Source organism: Thermomonospora sp. CIF 1 (genome assembly GCF_001896795.1).
Classification (GTDB): Bacteria; Actinomycetota; Actinomycetes; order Streptosporangiales; family Streptosporangiaceae; genus Thermomonospora; species Thermomonospora curvata.
Genome location: NZ_MOYN02000022.1, coordinates 367,265 through 386,232 on the forward strand (window position 1 = coordinate 367,265; position 18,968 = coordinate 386,232).

Below are 18,968 nucleotides of genomic sequence, written 5' to 3' on the forward strand. Positions count from 1 at the left end.
GGCTTTCGCTCAGTGCCGCGCATCTTCCGTCGCCCGGCCTCCGCCATGGGAGCTCACCGAAGCCCTTTCACCGGTGCCGCGGGGCCTTGCGGCCGCTTTCACTCCAGGCCGCACTCGCGGTCGTTGAAGCGGCATTTCCTCGGCTCGACCGGGCTGCCGGCGGCGCCGAAGCGGACCTCCCAGGTGCCGCCCGGCGGGATCTGCGGAGCGCCGTCCAGGCTGCGGATCTGCACGCGGTCGCCGCCGCGCACCAGCTCACCGCCCCAGACGTGCTTGACGTCGGCGCCGGGCGTCTCGAAGGTGATCGTCCACTCCCGCATGGGCTCGGCACCGTGGTTGGTGATGATCAGCAGTCCCTCGTAGTAGCCGGGATCGTGCTGGACGAGCTGGTAGGTCAGCCCTTTGCCGCGCAGCACCGGGCCGATGGGGTCGCGAGGCGGCGGCGTGGGGTCGGCCGGCGCCCGCCCGGGGGCCGGCGCGCCGTCCTGCGGTGACGCCCCGGGCGCCGGGGCGTCCTGCGCCGGTGCGGGGACGCCGGAGCCGCCCGCTCCCGGTGGCGCCTCTCCCGCCGGCGCGCCGGTCCCTCCGGACCCGTCCTCACCGGGCGCGCTGGAGGCGCCGCCGGCCGGGGGCTTGGCGGTGGTCGCCTCGCCGTCCTTCCCGCCGCGCATCAGGGTGAGCGCCGACACCCCGGCGACCACGGCGAAGAGCAGCACCAGGGCCGCCGCCACGGCCAGCGGTGCCCGTGAGCCGCGCCGGCCGCCCGCGGGCGGCCGCTGCGCGCCGGGGGCGTTCACCGGCCTCGCCGAGGCGACGGGGCGGTCGGGAAGCGGAAGCACGGCGGGGGCCGTATCGGTCGCCGGGGCCTGCGCGTCCGGCGCGGGGGAAGCCTGTTCATGGGAGGCGATGGGCGGCGGCAACGGCCGGGCACCGGTGGAATCCGGTGCATCCGGCTGCGGTTCCGGGCGGGAGGCGTCCGCGCGGTCGGGCACGGTGGCACCGGGAGGCACGGCCGCCGCGGCGAGCGGGCTGAGTGAGGCCGTGGCGGCCGGTTCCGCGGGCCGTTCCGAGGGCTGGGGCGCAGCCGCCTCCCGGCGGGCGTCCTCGCTGCCGAACAGCTCGGTCCACTCTCCCTGTCCGGCCTCCGCATTGCGTTCCCCGGAATCGCCTGGGAGGTCATGGCGCGCAGGCGCCCAGGGGTCCTGCGGATCCCGCACCGTCGCATCCGGCGCGGCGCCGCCGGCCCGCGGGCCGGGCGGGTCTGCGAGGGTCTGCTCCGCCTCGTCCCGGCCATCGGGGAGCCCGTGGTCGGCCACGGTGTCCTCGGCCTGGCCGGGATGTCCGGCCGGCGGCTTGCCGGGCAGCGGGATCTCCACGGTCGTCTCGTGGTCGGGCGGGACGTAGCCCGGTTCGTCGGTGCTCAACTCCGTCACCTTCCACACGGCCCTGCACGTTCGACCAATCCGACGACGGCCGCGCCCGACGGGTTCGTCCCACTCAATGATCAATCCCCGGCCAACGCCCGATTCGTCCCTGGGTAGGGTCGATTCCGACTGCATGGAAGGAGATCACGATGTCGGTCGTGAAGATCAATGTGCTGACCGTCAGCGAGGAGATGCGCAGCGAGCTGGAGCGCCGGTTCAGCGGCCGGGCGGGGCTGGTGGAGTCGGCCGACGGCTTTGAGCACTTCGAGCTGCTGCGGCCGGTGGACGGGACCGACCGTTACTTGGTGTACACGCGTTGGCGCAGCGAGGAAGATTTCAAGAAGTGGACCGAGAGCCAGGCGTTCCAGCGGGGGCACGCCGAGGCCGCCAAGGACGCCGAGGCCGCGGGGCACGGCCACGGCCACGGGCACGGCGGCCCTGCGGCCTCGAACGCGGAACTGTGGAGCTTTGAGGTCATCCAGAGCGCCGAGCCCAAGCCCAAGGAGGGCTGAGCCGCACCCCGACGCAGCCGCCCAAGGGAAAGGCCGCGGATCCGGATCAGTCCGTGGCCACCAGATCCCGGTACTCGGGGTGCCGCCTGATGTAGCCCTTGATGAACGGGCACAAAGGCACCACCCGCACGCCCTTGGAGCGCAACTCGTCCAGGACGCCGCGGGCCAGGGCGCTGCCGACGCCCTGGCCCTCATACTCCTCGGCCACCTCGGTATGGATGAGGGCGACCGCGCCGCCGCGCGGCTGATACCGGACGAACCCGGCGAGGCGGCCGGCTATGTGGATCTCGTAGCGGCTCGCGGCGGGGTTGTCACTGACCCGTGTGCTCATACGGGTGTCAGTGCCCGGCGGCGGCCTTTCATTCCCCGGTGCGGCCGGCGGTGTCGGCTTCGTAGCCGGCCCGCAGCAGCCCGTAGGTGACCGCGTCCTCCATGGCCTGCCAGGACGCGGCGATCACGTTCTGGTCCACGCCGACGGTGCTCCAGGTGGCCTCGCCGTCGCTGGTCTCCTGCAGCACCCGCGTCACCGCGCCGGTGCCGCGGCCGCCCAGCTCCAGGATGCGGACCTTGTAGTCGGTCAGCTCCATGCGGGCCAGCTCGGGGAACAGCCGCTCCAGGGCGGTGCGCAGCGCCCGGTCCAGGGCGTTGACCGGGCCGTTGCCCTCGCCGGTGCACACGATGCGCTCGCCCTTGGCGTGCAGCTTGACGGTGGCCTCGCTGATCACCTCGCCGTCGGGGCGCTGCTCGACGATCACCCGCCAGGACTCCACGTCGAAGTGCCGGGTGCGCTCGCCGTTCAGCTCCTCCCGCAGCAGCAGCTCGAAGGAGGCGTCGGCGGCCTCGAAGGTGTAGCCCTGGGCCTCCAGGTCCTTGACCTTGTCAACGACTTTGCGGGCCTTCTCCCCCGACAGGTCATAGCCCAGCTCACGGCCCTTGAGCTCCACCGAGGCGCGCCCGGCCATGCTGGAGACCAGCATCCGCATGTCGTTGCCGACCTGGGCCGGGTCGATGTGCTGGTAGAGGTCGGGGTCGACCTTGACGGCCGAGGCGTGCAGCCCGGCCTTGTGCGCGAACGCCGACACGCCCACATACGGCTGCTGCGGGCTGGGCGCCACGTTGGTGACCTCGGAGATGGCGTGCGCGATGCGGGTCATCTCCGCCAGCTGCTCGTCGGTCACCAGCCGCATGCCCCGCTTGAGCTGCAGGTTCCCGATGACGGTGAAGAGGTTGGCGTTGCCGCTGCGCTCACCGTAGCCGTTGGCGCAGCCCTGGATGTGGGTGGCGCCGGCCTTGACGGCGGCCAGGGTGTTGGCGACCGCGCAGCCGGAGTCGTCGTGGCAGTGGATGCCCACCCGGGCCCCGGCGCCGACCACCTCGTGCACCACCTCGGCCAGCTCATCGGGCAGCATCCCGCCGTTGGTGTCGCAGAGCGCGACCACGTCCGCGCCGGCCTCGGCGGCGGTCAGCACGACCTCCATCGCATAGGCCCGGTTGGCCTTGAACCCGTCGAAGAAGTGCTCGGCGTCCACGAAGACGCGCCGGCCCTCCGCCCGCAGGTGGGAGACCGTGTCGCGGATCATCGCGAGGTTCTCCTCCAGCGTGGTGCGGAGGGCCAGCTCCACGTGCCGGTCGTGGCTTTTGGCCACCAGCGTCACCACCGGCGCCTCCGATTCGCGCAGGGCGGCCACCAGGGGGTCGTCGGCGGCCTTCAGGCCGGGCCGGCGGGTCGCGCCGAACGCGGCCAGCTGCGCGTTCTTCAGGTTCAGCTCGGTGCGGGCGCGCCGGAAGAACTCGGTGTCCTTGGGGTTGGCACCGGGCCAGCCGCCTTCGATGAAGCCGACGCCCAGCTCGTCGAGGTGGCGCGCGACCGCCAGCTTGTCGGCCACAGAGAGGTTCAGGCCCTCCTGCTGAGCGCCGTCTCGCAAAGTGGTGTCGTAGACGTGGAACCCGTCGCCGTACATCAAGCTTCCCTTCGCGGTTGCCCGCGCGCAGGTCCGGTGCCCGGAAAAGCAAAAAACCTCTCACGGACGTGAGAGGTCTGCGCGCCGGCGGTGTCCTGTCAGATGCCGACGCGCCGGCCAATAATGATCAGGCCCTGGCGCATAACGGAACCCTGTCTACCACAGCCTTAACGCGGCCGTCACATCCGTCTCATCTATCGAGACGGCCCGGCCGCCGGACCACACCATGGCGGCCGTCCCTGCCGAAAGCACATCACCGCAGGTGAAGCGGGGTGAACTGGGCGGGTGAAGGGTGCGTTTTCGCCTGCCGGGCGCGCGGTGCGTCCACGGTTCGGGAACTTCCCGAAACGCAGACCACGCGGCCTTCCCGCGGAGGCGGTGGGTGCGGGATGTTCCAAGGGCGCCGGACGAGCGGCGCATCCCGCCGGTCGGCGCCTTTGGCGGGGGAAGGGCGTCCCTGAGCGGGCGAAGCGCTCCATCCGGCGGGCGGTGCGTGCCGTCCGCCGGATGGATGAGGCACGTTTCCGAAAGGGAGAGCGTCCCAGGAGAGCGCGACGATCAGGCGATCTTGTGGACCCAGCCGTAGGGGTCGGGGCGGGTGCCGTACTGGATGCCGATCAGCTCCTCGCGCAGCCGCATGGAGATCGGGCCGGGCTCGCCATCGCCGATCTTCCACTCCCGGCCGGGGCCCTTGACCCCGCCCACCGGGCTGATGATCGCCGCGGTGCCGCAGCCGAACACCTCGGTGATCTTCCCGGAGGCGCAGTCGGCCTCCCACTGGTCGATGGAGATCTTCCCCTCCTCCACCGGGATGCCCAGGTCGGGGGCGAGCTTGAGCAGCGAGTCGCGGGTCACGCCGGGCAGCAGGGTGCCGGTGAGGGCCGGGGTGAGGATGCGGGCATCCGGGCCGGAGCCGTAGACGAACATCAGGTTCATCGACCCGACCTCCTCCACCCAGCGGCGCTCGGCGGCGTCCAGCCAGACCACCTGGTCGCAGCCGTGCTCCAGCGCCTCGGCCTGCCCGGCGAAGGAGGCGGCGTAGTTGCCGCCGCACTTGGCCTCGCCGGTGCCGCCGGGCGCGGCCCGGGTGTAGTCGGTGGAGATCCACACCGTCACCGGCTTGATGCCCTGCGGGTAGTACAGGCCGGACGGGGAGGCGATCACCATGAACAGGTACTCCTGCGAGGGACGCTGCACCCCGAGGGCCCGGCTGGTGGCGAACATGAACGGGCGCAGGTACAGGCTGTAGCCCTCGGTCCGGGGCACCCAGTCGCGGTCGGTGCTGACCAGCAGCTCCAGCGACCGCACGAACAGCTCCTCGGGGATCTCCGGCATGGCCATGCGGCGGGCCGAGCGATTGAAGCGCGCGGCGTTGCTGTAGGGGCGGAAGGTGACGATCGAGCCGTCCGCCTGGGCGTAGGCCTTGGTGCCTTCGAAGATCTCCTGGGCGTAGTGGAAGACCTGGGTGGCCGGGTCCAGCGTGATCGGCCCGTACGGCTCCAGCCGGGCGTCGTGCCAGCCGCGGTCGGCCGAGTACCGGATGGTGATCATGTGGTCGGTGAAGTGCTGGCCCCATCCGGGATTGGCCAGGATGCGCTCCCGCTCCTGCTGCGGGGTGGGGTTTTGGGAAAGCTTGATATCGAAGTCCAAGGTGCTGCTCATGATCTGGGTCCTCTCCCGGAGCGGCCGGCGGGCCTCGTCGCCGCGCTGGCACTCCCATTGTGATACTTCGTCCGGCTCTCCTGGGATCACGGGCGCACCAAAAACCGGGCGGCCCGTGGGGCACGCCCGGAGAGTCATGCCGCAACCAGCGGAGGGCGTGCCGCTAGCCGACTACTCGCTTGGCGATGGCGTCGCCGACCTCGTGGGTGGCGCGCACGGCGGTGCCACGCTCGGCCAGGTCCGCCGAGACGGCCTGCTCCACCGCACGCGCGGCCTCGGTGGCGCCGATGTGGTTCAGCAGCATGGCCACCGACAGGATGGTGGCGGTCGGGTCGGCCTTGGCCTGCCCGGCGATGTCGGGGGCGCTGCCGTGCACCGGCTCGAACATCGACGGGGCGGTGCGGTCGGGGTTGACGTTGCCGGAGGCGGCCAGCCCGATGCCGCCGGCGATGGCGGCGCCGATGTCGGTGATGATGTCGCCGAACAGGTTGTCGGTGACGATCACGTCGAAGCGCTGCGGGTTGTTCACAAAGAACATCGTCGCCGCGTCGACGTGGCAGTAGTCGGTGGTGACCTGCGGGTATTCGGCCGCGACCCGCTTGAGGGTGCGCTGGTAGAGGTCACCGGCGAAAGTCAGCACGTTGTCCTTGTGGACGAGCGTGAGCTTCTTGCGCGGCCGGGCGGCGGCCTGCTCGAAGGCGTAGCGGATGACCCGCTCGACCCCGTAGGCGGTGTTGACGCTCTCCTGGGTGGCGACCTCCTGGGGAGTGCCCTTGCGCAGCACCCCGCCGACCCCGGTGTAGGGGCCCTCGGTGCCCTCCCGGACGACGACCATGTCGATGTCGTCGGGGGTGACGTCGGCCAGCGGGGTCTTCACGCCCGGGAACAGCTTCACCGGGCGCAGGTTGACGTAGTGGTCCAGCTCGAACCGCAGGCGCAGCAGCAGCCCCCGCTCCAGGACGCCGCTGGGGACGCTCGGGTCGCCGACCGCGCCCAGCAGGATGACGTCCTGGCCGCGCAGTTCCTCCAGCACCGAGTCCGGCAGCGTCTCACCGGTGCGGTGCCAGCGGGCCGCTCCCAGGTCGTAGGTGGTCCGGTCGAAGACCAGGCCATGGGCGGGGGCCACGGCGTCGAGCACCTTGAGCCCTTCGGCGACGACCTCGGGACCGATCCCGTCTCCGGGGATGACGGCCAGACGAACGGTGCGGGTACTGCTGGAAGCCATGGCCGTACCTTAGTGCATTGATCTCAGTGGTCGGGCATTGATCTCATATGCCGGATGAGGGACCCTCACCTGGGGGTGCGGCCTCCGTTGTCGCGGCGGTCCAGGGCGTCCTGCAGGGCCTTGGCGGCCTCCTGGCGGGCCTCGTCCTCGGTGGGCTGCGGGTGGATGTCGGTCATGGTCGTCTCCGTGGTGGTCGTTGCTGCCGGCCCCTTTCCCCGTCCGTCGTCTCCGCAGGTCATACGGGAAGAGAGGGAAAGATCGCGATCGGCGCCGGTGCGCGACGGCGCTGGGTTCTCAGGTTCCGGCGCCCGGGGGTGCGGGCCTGAAAGACTCGGTGGTCGCCGCGAAAGCGGCGGAACGCGGGCGATGCGGCCGGTCCGGCGCCGGTTCCGGTCGGGGACGCCGGTGCGGTGGCCTCGGCGGCCTCGCAGGATTTCCGCGGGCGTCGCCTGCCCCACCTGCGATGTTACCCGCCCGTAAAGGGGTCATCCCACCTCATCGGCCCATTTCACGCGGTTTGGGACCGGTCCAAGGCGAGGCGGCCTCGACGCCGCGGCTGCGGGGGCGGCAGCGAGGGGGTGGGACGGCGTCGCCGCCTCGCCCGGCAAGCGACCGGTGAACCGGAAAGCGCCGCAGAGCGCGCCCACGGCCGGTGCGGTCAAGGACGCGCTCTGCGGCGGCACGAGCCGTCCCGGCGGGATGCGCGCCGAGACGGCGGCGTCAGTCGTTGCCGTCGAGGTCGACGCGGCGGCCCATGTCGGCGCCGATCTCGGTGCGGATGGTCTCCAGCAGGTCCGGGCCGATGGCCGAGTCCACGGTCAGCGCGATCAGCGCCTTGCCGCCCTTGGAGCTGCGGCCCACCTGCATGCTGGCGATGTTGATCTGGGCGTCGCCCAGCAGCCTGCCGACCACCCCGACGATGCCCGGCCGGTCGGTGTAGGAGAAGAACGCCATGTGCTCGGCCGGCACCAGCTCCATGTCGTAGCCGTTGATCTCGACGATCCGCTCGATGTGCTTGGGGCCGGTGAGAGTGCCCGACACCGACACCACCGTGCCGTCGGTCATGGTGCCCTTGACCTGGACGACGTTGCGCCAGTCGGGGCTGTCCTCGGTGGTGGTCAAGGTGACCTCCACGCCCCGGTCGCGGGCCAGCAGCGGGGCGTTGACGAACGTCACCGCGTCCTCCACCACGTCCAGGAAGACGCCCTTGAGCGCGGCCAGCTCCAGCACCTTGACGTCGTGGGCGGTGATCTCGCCGCGCACCACCACCTCCAGCCGGACCGGCACCCCGCCGGCCAGCGCGGTGAAGATGCGGCCCAGCTTCTCGGCCAGCGGCAGACCGGGCTTGACGTCCTCGGCCACCGCGCCGCCCTGCACGTTGACCGCGTCCGGCACGAACTCCCCGCTCAGCGCCAGCTTGACCGAGCGGGCCACCTGGGTGCCGGCCTTCTCCTGCGCCTCGTGGGTGCTGGCGCCCAGGTGCGGGGTGACCACCACGTTGTCGTGGTGGAACAGCGGGCTGTCGGTGCACGGCTCGTTGGCGAACACATCCAGCCCGGCGCCGGCCACCCGGCCCTCCTTGAGCGCCGCCTCCAGCGCGTTCTCGTCGACGATCCCGCCGCGGGCGGCGTTGATGATCCGCACCGACGGCTTGACCAGGTGCAGCTCCTTGTCCCCGATCAACCCGATGGTCTCGGGGGTCTTGGGCAGGTGGACGGTGATGAAGTCGCTTTCGCGCAGCAGCTCTTCCAGGGAGACCAGCTTGACGCCCAGCTGGGCGGCGCGGGCCGCCTGCACATAGGGGTCGTAGGCGATGATCTCCATGTCGAAGGCGGCCAGCCGCTGGGCCACCAGCACGCCGATGCGGCCCAGGCCCAGCACGCCGACGGTCTTGCCCTGCAGCTCCACGCCGGTGTACTTGGAGCGCTTCCACTCGCCCTGCTTGAGGGCGGCGTGGGCCTGTGGCACGTTCCGCGCGGTGGCCAGCAGCAGCGCGATGGCGTGCTCGGCGGCGGTGACGATGTTGGAGGTGGGGGCGTTGACCACCATGACCCCGGCCTTGGTGGCGGCCTCCACGTCGACGTTGTCGAGCCCGACCCCGGCGCGCGCCACCACGCGCAGCTTCTTGGCGTGCTCGAACACCTCGGCGTTGACCTTGGTGGCGCTGCGCACGATGAGGGCGTCCACCTCGGCGACGGCGGGCAGCAGCGCGGACCGGTCGGAGCCGTCGACGTGACGGACGTCGAAGTCGGCCGCCAGCAGCTCGATTCCGGCCGGTGAGAGTTCTTCGGCTACGAGGACGACAGGCTTGCTCAAGGAAAGTCCTTTGGATGTGGATTTGCAGCTGAGGTCATGGATGTGCAGCTGAGGTCAGCGAGTCCACCCCCTCGTGTGCCTCGCCCCGTACGTGAAGTCTAGCCGCCGCCGCTCACTTCCCCGGACGCGGCGGCAGGCACGTCCCAGAACGCACTGAATGCGGCGATCCATCAGGTTCGGCAGCCGCCGAGCGGTTTCGCCTTCCTCTCAAAGCATCCGCGCACCGCCCGCGGCGGCCTCATTCTCCACGGCGGCCGCTCACCGCTTTCGAAGAACCGAGGTGACCAACACCTGACGACGTGACGAACAACACCTTTTGCCGGACCCGCCGATAACGGCTCTGGTCGTGGATCCACCGTTCAGGCCGGCCCCTGCCGAAAGCCCCGAACCGCGCATCTCGGCCGTCCCCAAAGGCACGGTATGGCGGTGCTACGCCGCCCGCCTTCCCGAGGACGAGTCCCAGGCTCCGCAGACGGCCCCCGGACACGCACCCGCCGATCAAAAACCACGGCGCTCACCGAACGCCCCGAACCGCGCACCTCAGCCGTCCCAAGACACCGGTGCGACAACAACGCACCGCCCACCGTCCCAAAGACAGGCCCCCGCACAGACGACGCCCGGACACACACCCACCGAACGTTCCGGCCCCGCACCTCAGCCGTCCCAAGGCACCGGTGCGGCAACGACGTACCGCCCTCTTCCGAGGGCAGGCCCGAAGTGCGCAAGCGGTTTCCGGAGGCGCGTCCTGGCGGTCAGAGCGTGGCGCCGGCCGGGATGCCGCCGCGGGAGCCGAGTGTCTCCCGCGGCCCGTCCGGGGTGTCCCGGGGGTCGCCGGGCGGGGCCTCGGCGGTGCGGCGCCCGCCGAGGCCGGCGGCGGCGCCGGCGGCCAGGCAGGCCAGCGGCACGGCGGCCAGCACGTAGCGGTAGTCGAACTGGGCGGTCGCGGCCGGGACGACGATCAGCACGGCCGACAGCGTCCACGGCAGCATGATCAGCACGCCGCCGCGTCGCCAGGCGGCCGCCGCCCCGGCCAGCCCGATCGCCAAGATGACCCCCAGCACGGTGCCCCGCAGGTAGACGTGCCGCTGGTAGACCTGCATGAAACCGGCGTAAGGGTGGACGACTTCGGTCGTGACCCGGCCGCCCCGCCGGTACTCCTGCAGCGCGGGCAGCACGTGCTCGGGCGGGCGGGCCGTCTCGTCGCGGAACAGGTAGTGGCCGTAGGTGAACTCCTCCGGGTAGACCGGGTGGCCCCACTGGAAGGTGCGCGCCACATCGATGGCGACGGTCCGCAGGTAGTCGCCGGGCTGGGCGAGCATGGCCCGCCTGGCGAACGACCCGGCGAGCCGGTTCTGCTCGGCGGTGAAGGAGCTGCCGGGGATGCGGCGCACCGGGGCGAACTGCCCCCACACATACGAGCCGGGCGCCTTGCGTTCAGAGGGGTGGGCCGCCACGCACAGCGGCATCTCCTCCGGCGGCGGGCGCATCTTCTCGCAGTCGGCGAACGCCATCGAACGGCTGTAGAGCATGACTCCGGAGCTGCCGGTCAGCTCCAGCCGGCCGTGGTGGGAGTGGTACCACTGCAGGTAGCAGGCGATCGGCAGGGCGCAGGCCCCGGCCAGCGCGGCGACCGGCCGCCAGCCGGCCCGCCGCACCAGCAGGTAGAGCACGCCGACGGCCAGCAGCGGAAGCCCCACCGAGCGGGTGATCGCGGCCAGGCCCAGCAGGATCCCGGCCAGCGCGCAGTTGCGGGCGGTGGACCCGCCCAGCAGCAGGACGGTCACCGCGGCCATGACCAGGAAGGCGAACAGCGTGTCCGACAGGACCAGGTGCTCCAGCTGGATCTGGAAGGCGTCGAACAGCACCGGCACGGTGGCCAGCGCCGCGATCCAGCCGCGGACGGCGAAACGGCGGCGCAGCACCGCGTAGATCATCACGGCGATGCCCAGCCCCATGAGGTGCTGCAGCGCGGCGACCAGCGTGAAGCTGTGGAAGCCCTTCAGCAGCCACAGCAGCAGCGGGTAACCGCTGGGCCGGATCAGCCCCGGCTCCAGCCGCACCGCCGCCGAGACGTAGTCGTAGGAGTCGGGGAACCACATCACCGACCGGTAACCGAGCATGGTCACCACGCGCAGCGCCGCCGCGGCCACCAGCAGCGGTATGAACACCCGGTGCCGGCCGAGCAGCTCCCGGGCCCGGCGCGCCACGGCGGCGCCGCCCGCCCGCAGCGTCCGGACGTTCACGCGCGCTCCCCGCTGCCGCGATGCCGGGCCGGGCGTCGTCCGGCGGTCCCGCCGAACCCAGGTGCGGTCAACGCTTGCATGCGGCCTCCTGCCTGTCTGGGGAGCCGAGATCCCGGACATACGCCAGATGTCCACCACCCCGAGCCGCGGGGGTGTGCGCGATCGTCGACCGTGGCAGCGGGATCGAGACGGCCCGCTCCACTCCGCCGGGTATTCGCCGATGATATTGGCTGCGGCGAGATCCCGTGCGGGTTCGGCCGCTCCGCTCCGCCGGCGTGGTGTGCCGCACACGTCCGGCATGCCCGTTCCAAGCCTTCGTGTTCGGGCGTCCCGGACGCTCCGCCGGGGACGCACGTGACACCATGCACCAGACGCCCCCGCCGGCCACCGCACCCCACGCCCAATGGCAGGGAAAACCCTCCCCTGAGACAGCCAAATCCATCGGCCGTCCCACCCCGGACAGCGAACAGGCGAAACGTCGCACGCCGGCACCCGCCTGGAGCAGGACGCGGCACCGGGTTCTCTGTGAGTGCACAACGAAGAAAGACGCGCCGTATGTCTCAGGTGCCCTCACGGCCGCCGGAGCACCTTGCTCCTCTCGCGGCTCCTCTCGTGGTTCTTCTTGCGGCGTCCCTCTTGCGGCGACACGACCGATGGGAACCGGTTTCCCCCACCGGCCGGACTCTGCTATTGGATCATGGAATGCCGAGGTGACGGCTACCGGCGGGTCTGGCGGCACGTGTGCCGTTTTCCCGGTGCCGAAGGTCGCCGACCCCCTACCGTGACCCTGGCCCCCGTATGTGCACCGACCACAGGAGAGTCCTTTGACGGCGGAACCGGAAGCGAGCGTGCTGCACGACGTCCTGCGCGTGTACGACCACCGGTTCCTCGACCTCAACAGCCGGCAGCGCACCCGGCTGCTGGAGGGCACCCGGCACGTCCTCGGCGACGGGCTGAGCGATGAGGTGCGCGCCGCGCTCCCGTCCGCCTACCGGATACGGGCGTTCTGCATCCAGCACGGGCTGGATGAGGAGCTGGAGCGGATGATCCGGGACGAGACCGAGGGGCGGCGCAGCGGCGCCGTGGTCGTCGGCGGCCGGGTGTATGCGATCTACCCCTACCTGCGCGGCGTGCCCCGGCAGGACGCCGACATCACCAGTGAGGTGCAGGCCGGGCACCGGCTCGACGCGGTGGGCTGGCAGGGCGACCGGCTGCGCATCCGCGGCTGGGCGGCGCTGGAGCGGGTCGAGGCGCGCACGGTGACGACCGAGCTGATCTTGCGGGAGCGGACCAGCGGAGCCGAGCACCGTTTCTCCACCACGCCCCGGGAGGACGGGTTCGAGGCCCTGATCGACTTCACCGAGGTCGGGGCGGGCCGCTGGGACACCCATGTGGCGGTGACCGTCCATGGGGTGCGCCGGCAGGCGCGCTTCGGCAAGGTCCGCGACCCGCGGCTGCCGACCGATCCCCGGCGGCACCAGATCCGCATGCCCGAGGGGAGGGTCGATGCCACGGCGTACTTCACCAAGGGCGGCTATCTGGCGGTCAAGGTCGGCGGCGTGCGCCGCCCCGTCCCGCTGCGCACCAGGATCATCCGCCGCCTCATCCGCTGACGGCCGGGAAAGAGCCCTCGGGGCTTCTTACCGCCGCCAGGAACGCCGGGCCTACGAAGGCGCCCCGGCCGGAAAGCGCGTCCGCACCCGAAGATGCGAGATGCGAAGCAAAGCCATGGCCGCATTCCCGAGGGGCGCAGACTGCCTCAAGCGTTGCCGGGCCCGCAGAGGCGCCCGGCCGGAAAGCGCGTCCGGCCGTCGCCGTGTCCGGGGGTGCGGGGCGTGAAGGCGGGCCCCGTACCCCCGGGTCAGCCGATGCGGCGGGTGACGGGCAGCCGGGAGCGGGTGAACATGCCCGCGGCGAGGGCCGCCAGGAGGGGGACGAGCAGGCCGAGGGCGGCCAGCAGCGCCCAGGGAATGTCGATGATCACCCCGTGCATCTCGGCGGACCGGTCCGCGGAAGGAGCGGTGAGGTAGGAGTTGTCGGTGAGCGGATAGGCCACCGCGATGCCCGGGACGATTCCGGCGGCGATGCCCAGCCAGCAGCCCAGCAGCGCGGTGAAGGCGGCCTGGCTCATCGTCAGCAGCCGCCGGGTGCCGGGCCGGGCGCCCACCGCGGCGAGGGTGGCCAGATCGGGCCGGGCGTCGGCGATGGACAGCCCGGTGACGATCATCGACCCGCCGAACACCATGATCCCGCCGGCCAGCGCGAGCAGCAGCAGCGGCACCGCGAACGACTCGGTGAATCCGCGTTCGACATAGAGGTCCGGTGAGATGTCCTCGGGCAGGAGCGCCGCGATGCGCTCGGTGATCTGCTCCTCTTGCGCGGGGGTCACCCGGTGGTCGGCGCGGTCGATCCCGTAGTACCTCAGCGTGGTCGGCAGCCCCAGCTCGCGGGCGGACCGCACCGATATCACCGCCACGGCCTCACTGGGCAGCGGTTCGGGGACCGTTAGCACCGGCGCCTTGAACTCGCGCACGACCCGTCTTTTAGGCTCGCCTTCGGGGTCTTTCGGCGGCCGCTCCTCCATGAGCCGCAGATCCATTACCCTGCCGTCGGTCTTGCGGCCGTTGGGCAGGATGATCCCGCCTTCCTCCAGCACCCGGACCGCTTCGGGGTCGTGGCGGCCGAGCAGCAGCCCCACGTCGCCCGGCCGCACGGCCACGAGGTTGCCCTCCAGCGTCGACTTGCGGCCCAGCCGCAGCCATCGGCAGCGCGGGGTCTCGGTCGCCTCGCAGCCGGACAGAGAGTCGGCCAGGTACACCTCGCGGAGCGGCACGCCGGGCAGTTCCTTGTGGAGAACCCGGCGGATCTGCTCGGCGCGCCCTTCGTTGATCCCGACCAGGGCCGAGCCCATCGGCAATTCCGCCTGGTATTCGATGCGCTGCTGAGCGAAGTCGCTGGCGCCCCCGATGGCCAGTGCGGTGACGCCCGCGACCGCGGCCATGATCGCGGCGACGGCCGGCGCGGTGCGGCCCCTATGGCGGGCGCCGTCACGGACGGCCAGCCGCAGCGGCAGCGGCAGCGCGCGGGCCGGGCGGGCCGTGACGCCCACCAGCCACGGGCTGATCATCACGCAGCCCACGATGATCGCCGCCGCTCCGAACGCGGGGCCGAACTCCTGCCAGAAGCGGATCCCGCCCAGGCTGAGCACCACTCCCCCGGCGATGGCGAACGCCCCGGCGATCGGCCAGCCGATCCGGCCGCGCCCGCGTGCCCGCTCCCGCCGTCCGGCCAGCGCCGCCACCACGTCCGTCCGGGCCGCCTGGACGGCGGGCACGCAGGCGGCCAGCAGCCCGCTGAGCGCGCCCAGCGCCACGGGCGCCGCCACCAGCTTCCAGGGCACCTCATAGGGCCCCATCCGGTTGCCGGTGAGGCGTTCCAGCACCGGGACGGCCGCCGCGGCCAGCCCCAGCCCGAGCACGGCGCCCGCCACCGCGGCGAGGATGCCCAGCACCGCGCCCACGGCCAGCACCATGGCCCGCAGGTGGCGGGGCTCGCCACCGGCCGCCAGCACCAGGGCGAGCCGGCGGCGCTGCCGGCGGATGCCGACGGCGAACGCGGGCCCGGCCAGCAGCACGACCTCCAGCACGATCATCGCCACGGCCATCGCGACGACCGCGATGAAGGCCGGGCTCGTCTCCTCCATGGACTGCAGGCCGGCCCCGGAGGGAGGGTCGCGGACGAGTTCGGCCGAGGTGACCACCAGGCCGAGCCGGTTGAGGTGCTCCACATCCGGCCAGGTGACCGCCCTGCCGGCGACCAGCAGCCACTCGGGGGAGCGTTCCTCGGCCGGGATCAGGCCGCTGCCCGGCAGCGTCTGGACGAACTGGCCGTAGGGCTCGCCCAGTGGGTCGGCGAGGTGGCCGACGATCCGTTTGGGGGTGTCGGCGCGGGTCAGGCGGATGGTCCCGCCGATGCGGTAGCCGCGGTCGCGCAGCCCTTCGGAGACCGCCACCTCCTCGTGGGAGGCCGGCAGCCGCCCTTCCAGGAGGGTCAGCATGCCGGCGGTGGCCGGATCGCGCAGGTCCACCTCGCGCACTCCCACCCAGGAGTAGCCGCGGGGGGTGCGCAGGTCGGTGGCGCCGTCGAGCAGCGGCAGAACGCGGGCACCGGGCCCGAACCGCGCGGTCACCGCCTGGGCGACCTGCGGGGTGTCCCACGAGTCGCCGGGCGCCACCTCATCGGGCTCCTCCAGGTGCTCCCAGTACTCGCCGAGGACGTCCTGGGAGACCGGGCCGCCGACGTACTGCAGCCGGGCGTCGGCGCGGCCGAGCTCGTGGGGCAGGCGCTCGACGGGATTCCAGTCGTAGGTCGCATACAGCACCGCCAGCGCCACGATGGCCAGCACCGGGACACCGATCATGCACAGCACCAAGGCGCTGCGGCCCTTGTCGCGCAGCGCGTCCCGCCGGGCGACGCGCAGCGCCACCCGGTAGCCGCCGAGGTTCACCGGGCGCCCTCCAGCAGGCTCTCGGGGCCGGCGGGGCTCCCGGTGGCGTCGACGATCACGCCGTCGCGCAGGAACACCACCCGGTCGGCCCAGGCGGCGTGCCGGGATTCGTGGGTGACCATCAGGCAGGCGGCCCCGGCGTCGCAGCGGGCCCGCAGCAGGCGCATGACCTCCTCGCCGGTGGCGGTGTCCAGCGCCCCGGTCGGCTCGTCGGCGAGCATCAGCCGCCGCTCCCCCACCAGTGCCCGGGCGATCGCCACGCGCTGCTGCTGCCCGCCGGACATCTCGTCGGGGAACCGGTCGGCCAGCTCGGGGACGCCGACCTCCTCCAATGCCCGCAGCGCCTCGCGCCGGGCCTGGGCGGTGCGCACGCCGTCCAGCTCGCGGGGCAGCATCACGTTCTCCGCCGCGGTCAGCGCGGGGATGAGGTTGAGGTCCTGGAAGACGTAGCCGATGCTGCGGCGCCGCAGCCGCGCCAGCTCCGCCTTGCCCAGGGTGCTCAGATCGACGCCTTCCACCAGCACCCGCCCGCCGGTGGGCCGGTCGAGCCCGCCGGCGAGGTTGAGCAGGGTGGACTTGCCGGAGCCGGACGGCCCCATCACCGCCACGAACTCCCCGGCCTCCACATGGAGGCTGACGCCGCGCAGGGCGTGCACCAGGTTCGGCCCGGCGCCGTGGTCGCGCGAGACCTCGCGCATGACGAGCACGCTCATCGCCGCTCCCCCGTCCGTCCGGGCGCGGGGGCAGAGGGCTCGGGCGCGGGCGGTTCGTCGGCGACCCGCACCGCCGGGCGGAACCCCACGTCGATGCGGGTCATGAACGCCTCGCAGTGGTCCAGCCAGCGCACCTCGGCCTCGGCCTGGAAGATCATGGATTCCAGCACCAGCCGCCAGGCGCTCTCGGCCGGGCCGGCGGGCACGGCGGGGGCGTCGGCCTTGAGCCGGGTCAGGTCGCGCAGCGTGCGCAGCGTGGCGGTGCGCTGGGCCTGCACGACGTCACGGACGTCGACGCCGGGCGTGGTGACGGCCATCGCCAGCTTGATGGCCAGTTCGTCGCGGGGCCGGTCGGCGCGGGCGACGGGGGTGGTGAACCAGCGGCGCACCTCCTCCTCGCCGGTGGGAGTGATGTTGTAGACGAAACGGCCCTCGGCGTCGGCCTCTCCCTTGGTGACCAGACCGTCGCGTTCCAGACGTGACAGCGTGGAGTAGACCTGGCCGATGTTCAGCGGCCAGGTGGCGCCGGTGGACGCCTCGAACTCCGCGCGAAGCTGATACCCGTAGCGAGGCCCCTGAGACAGCAGGGCCAACAGACCATGACGAATGGACACATACGCAGTATGCATACCGCGTATGCCCAGGGCAATACCGAGTATGCACCCCGTCCGGAAGCGGCCAGAAGAAGCGGCCGGAGACGGCGACGGCCCGCCGCAACGGACGTCGCGGCGGGCCGTGCCGAGCGCGAACGGATCAGGCGGCCGTCCCGGCAAAGGGCCGATGCGGCCGGGGACGCTCCGATCCGCCTTCCCCGTGACCGGGAAGAACCGTCAGTCGTTCAGCCAGCTCATCATCGGGCGGAGCTTGGCGCCGGTCTTCTCGATCGGGTGGTTGCCCAGCTCCTCGCGGTACTTGAGGTGGTTGACCTGGCCGCCGTCGAACTCGGCCACCAGCTCCTTGGCGAACTCCCCGGACTTGATCTCCGCCAGGATCTGCTTCATCGCCTCCTTGGTCTGGGGGGTGATGATGCGCGGGCCGCGGGTGTAGCCGCCGTACTCGGCGGTGTCCGACACCGACCAGTACATCTTCTGGATGCCGCCCTCGTACATGAGGTCGACGATGAGCTTCATCTCGTGCAGGCACTCGAAGTAGGCCACCTCCGGCTGGTAGCCGGCCTCGATGAGGGTCTCGAACCCGGCCTTGATCAGCTCGGAGACGCCGCCGCACAGCACGGCCTGCTCACCGAACAGGTCGGTCTCGGTCTCCTCGGCGAAGGTGGTCTTGATGCCGCCGGCCCGCAGGCCGCCGATGGCCTTGGCGTACGACAGCGCCAGCGGCCAGGCGTTCCCGCTGGCGTCCTTCTCCACCGCGACCAGCACCGGCACGCCGCGCCCGGCGGTGAACTGGCGGCGGACCAGGTGGCCGGGGCCCTTGGGGGCCACCATCGCCACGTCCACGCCCTCGGGCGGCTCGATCAGGCCGTAGCGGATGTTGAGGCCGTGCCCGAAGAACAGCGCATCGCCCTCGACCAGCGCGGGCTTGATCTGGGTGTTGTACAGGTCGCGCTGGACGTGGTCGGGGGCCAGGATCATGATCAGGTCGGCCTCCTCGGCCGCCTCGGCCGGGGTGACCACCCGCAGCCCGTCGGCCTCGGCCTTCTCCCGGCTCTTGGAGCCCTCCTGCAGCCCGACCCGGACGTCCACGCCCGAGTCCCGCAGCGACAGCGCGTGCGCGTGCCCCTGGCTGCCGTACCCGATCACGGCCACGTGCCGGCCCTGGATGACGCTCAGGTCGGCGTCGTTGTCGTAGAACATTTCAGCCACTTGCGTATGCCTCTCTAGAAGTGAAGGGACGGCCTGACCCGGCGCCGGCGGGCCCGTCAGGCGCTGCGGTCCAGTGCGCGCAGGGACCGGTCGGTGATGGAGCGGGCGCCGCGGCCGATGGCGACCATGCCCGACTGCACCAGCTCTTTGATACCGAACGGCTCCAGCACGCGGATCAGGGCCTCCAGCTTGTCACGGTTGCCGGTGGCCTCGATGGTGACCGCCTCGGGGGCCACGTCGACGACCTTGGCGCGGAACAGCTGGACGGTCTCCAGCACCTGGGAGCGGGTCTCGGCGTCGGCCCGCACCTTAACGAGGATCAGCTCGCGCTGCACCGAGGAGCTCGGGTCCAGCTCCACGATCTTCAGCACGTTGACCAGCTTGTTGAGCTGCTTGGTGACCTGTTCCAGCGGGTGGTCCTCGACGTTGACCACGATGGTCATCCGGGAGATCTCCGGATGCTCGGTGGTGCCCACCGCCAGGGAGTCGATGTTGAATCCGCGCCGGGAGAACAGCGCCGCGACCCGGGCCAGGATGCCCGGCTTGTTCTCCACCAGCACCGAGAGCGTGTGACGGCTCATT

General features: G+C 71.8%; 14 protein-coding genes. 2 read left to right on the forward strand and 12 right to left on the reverse strand.

Going from position 1 to position 18,968, the window contains the following annotated elements; all coding sequences use genetic code 11:
- Positions 1-98 precede the first annotated feature (98 nt).
- Positions 99-1,424 (reverse strand): cellulose binding domain-containing protein, encoded by a 1,326-nt coding sequence (locus tag BUE48_RS17605; RefSeq protein ID WP_041439957.1) that lies wholly within the window; start codon positions 1,422-1,424, stop codon positions 99-101.
- 149 nt (positions 1,425-1,573) lie between these two features.
- On the opposite strand from BUE48_RS17605, the gene BUE48_RS17610 reads away from it, so the two are divergent.
- Entirely contained in the window at positions 1,574-1,936 is a 363-nt protein-coding gene (locus BUE48_RS17610; RefSeq protein ID WP_012853859.1) for an antibiotic biosynthesis monooxygenase family protein, read from the forward strand.
- A 46-nt stretch (positions 1,937-1,982) separates the two neighbouring features.
- Here BUE48_RS17610 and BUE48_RS17615 read toward each other — a convergent pair whose 3' ends face one another.
- The 6 genes from BUE48_RS17615 to BUE48_RS17640 all read right to left on the reverse strand — a co-directional run bounded on the left by BUE48_RS17615 (position 1,983) and on the right by BUE48_RS17640 (position 11,343).
- Positions 1,983-2,267 carry a GNAT family N-acetyltransferase gene (locus BUE48_RS17615; protein WP_012853860.1) on the reverse strand — a complete coding sequence of 95 codons (285 nt, stop codon included), beginning with the start codon at positions 2,265-2,267 and terminating at the stop codon, positions 1,983-1,985.
- Positions 2,268-2,295: 28 nt separating this feature from the next.
- Positions 2,296-3,897, reverse strand: a complete 1,602-nt coding sequence (cimA, locus tag BUE48_RS17620) for a citramalate synthase (RefSeq protein WP_012853861.1) — start codon at positions 3,895-3,897, stop codon at positions 2,296-2,298.
- A gap of 558 nt (positions 3,898-4,455) precedes the next feature.
- Positions 4,456-5,559: a branched-chain amino acid aminotransferase gene (locus BUE48_RS17625; RefSeq protein WP_012853862.1), complete on the reverse strand. Its 1,104-nt coding sequence runs from the start codon at positions 5,557-5,559 to the stop codon at positions 4,456-4,458.
- A gap of 163 nt (positions 5,560-5,722) precedes the next feature.
- Positions 5,723-6,784, reverse strand: a complete 1,062-nt coding sequence (locus BUE48_RS17630) for a 3-isopropylmalate dehydrogenase (RefSeq protein ID WP_286990574.1) — start codon at positions 6,782-6,784, stop codon at positions 5,723-5,725.
- A gap of 720 nt (positions 6,785-7,504) precedes the next feature.
- Positions 7,505-9,100: a phosphoglycerate dehydrogenase gene (gene serA, locus BUE48_RS17635; protein WP_012853865.1), complete on the reverse strand. Its 1,596-nt coding sequence runs from the start codon at positions 9,098-9,100 to the stop codon at positions 7,505-7,507.
- 752 nt (positions 9,101-9,852) lie between these two features.
- Positions 9,853-11,343 (reverse strand): glycosyltransferase family protein, encoded by a 1,491-nt coding sequence (locus BUE48_RS17640; RefSeq protein WP_286990575.1) that lies wholly within the window; start codon positions 11,341-11,343, stop codon positions 9,853-9,855.
- Positions 11,344-12,167: 824 nt separating this feature from the next.
- Between BUE48_RS17640 and BUE48_RS17645 the strand changes: the two genes are divergently transcribed.
- A complete protein-coding gene (locus BUE48_RS17645) occupies positions 12,168-12,956 on the forward strand; it encodes a hypothetical protein (protein ID WP_148233049.1) in 789 nt (262 codons plus the stop codon).
- A 248-nt stretch (positions 12,957-13,204) separates the two neighbouring features.
- Here BUE48_RS17645 and BUE48_RS17650 read toward each other — a convergent pair whose 3' ends face one another.
- From BUE48_RS17650 to ilvN, 5 genes are all read right to left on the reverse strand, one after another.
- Positions 13,205-15,850: an ABC transporter permease gene (locus BUE48_RS17650; RefSeq protein WP_286990576.1), complete on the reverse strand. Its 2,646-nt coding sequence runs from the start codon at positions 15,848-15,850 to the stop codon at positions 13,205-13,207.
- Complete coding sequence (locus BUE48_RS17655; protein WP_012853869.1) at positions 15,847-16,563, reverse strand: ABC transporter ATP-binding protein; 717 nt, start codon at positions 16,561-16,563, stop codon at positions 15,847-15,849. Before BUE48_RS17655 ends, BUE48_RS17650 begins: the two co-directional genes overlap by 4 nt.
- Entirely contained in the window at positions 16,560-17,177 is a 618-nt protein-coding gene (locus BUE48_RS17660) for a PadR family transcriptional regulator (RefSeq protein ID WP_502694618.1), read from the reverse strand. Before BUE48_RS17660 ends, BUE48_RS17655 begins: the two co-directional genes overlap by 4 nt.
- A gap of 216 nt (positions 17,178-17,393) precedes the next feature.
- Positions 17,394-18,377, reverse strand: coding sequence for a ketol-acid reductoisomerase (gene ilvC / locus BUE48_RS17665; protein WP_041439965.1), 984 nt, complete (start codon positions 18,375-18,377; stop codon positions 17,394-17,396).
- 65 nt (positions 18,378-18,442) lie between these two features.
- Positions 18,443-18,967: an acetolactate synthase small subunit gene (ilvN, locus tag BUE48_RS17670; RefSeq protein WP_012853872.1), complete on the reverse strand. Its 525-nt coding sequence runs from the start codon at positions 18,965-18,967 to the stop codon at positions 18,443-18,445.
- Position 18,968: the final 1 nt, after the last annotated feature.

What these genes read in the sequence shown, in the direction of transcription:
- BUE48_RS17625 (WP_012853862.1), bottom strand. Translation starts at nt 5,559, where the DNA reads ATGAGCAGCACCTTGGACTTCGATATCAAGCTTTCCCAAAACCCCACC.
- BUE48_RS17630 (WP_286990574.1), bottom strand. Translation starts at nt 6,784, where the DNA reads ATGGCTTCCAGCAGTACCCGCACCGTTCGTCTGGCCGTCATCCCCGGA.
- ilvC (WP_041439965.1), bottom strand. Translation starts at nt 18,377, where the DNA reads ATGTTCTACGACAACGACGCCGACCTGAGCGTCATCCAGGGCCGGCAC.
- ilvN (WP_012853872.1), bottom strand. Translation starts at nt 18,967, where the DNA reads ATGAGCCGTCACACGCTCTCGGTGCTGGTGGAGAACAAGCCGGGCATC.
- cimA (WP_012853861.1), bottom strand. Translation starts at nt 3,897, where the DNA reads ATGTACGGCGACGGGTTCCACGTCTACGACACCACTTTGCGAGACGGC.
- BUE48_RS17610 (WP_012853859.1), top strand. Translation starts at nt 1,574, where the DNA reads ATGTCGGTCGTGAAGATCAATGTGCTGACCGTCAGCGAGGAGATGCGC.
- BUE48_RS17655 (WP_012853869.1), bottom strand. Translation starts at nt 16,563, where the DNA reads ATGAGCGTGCTCGTCATGCGCGAGGTCTCGCGCGACCACGGCGCCGGG.
- BUE48_RS17615 (WP_012853860.1), bottom strand. Translation starts at nt 2,267, where the DNA reads ATGAGCACACGGGTCAGTGACAACCCCGCCGCGAGCCGCTACGAGATC.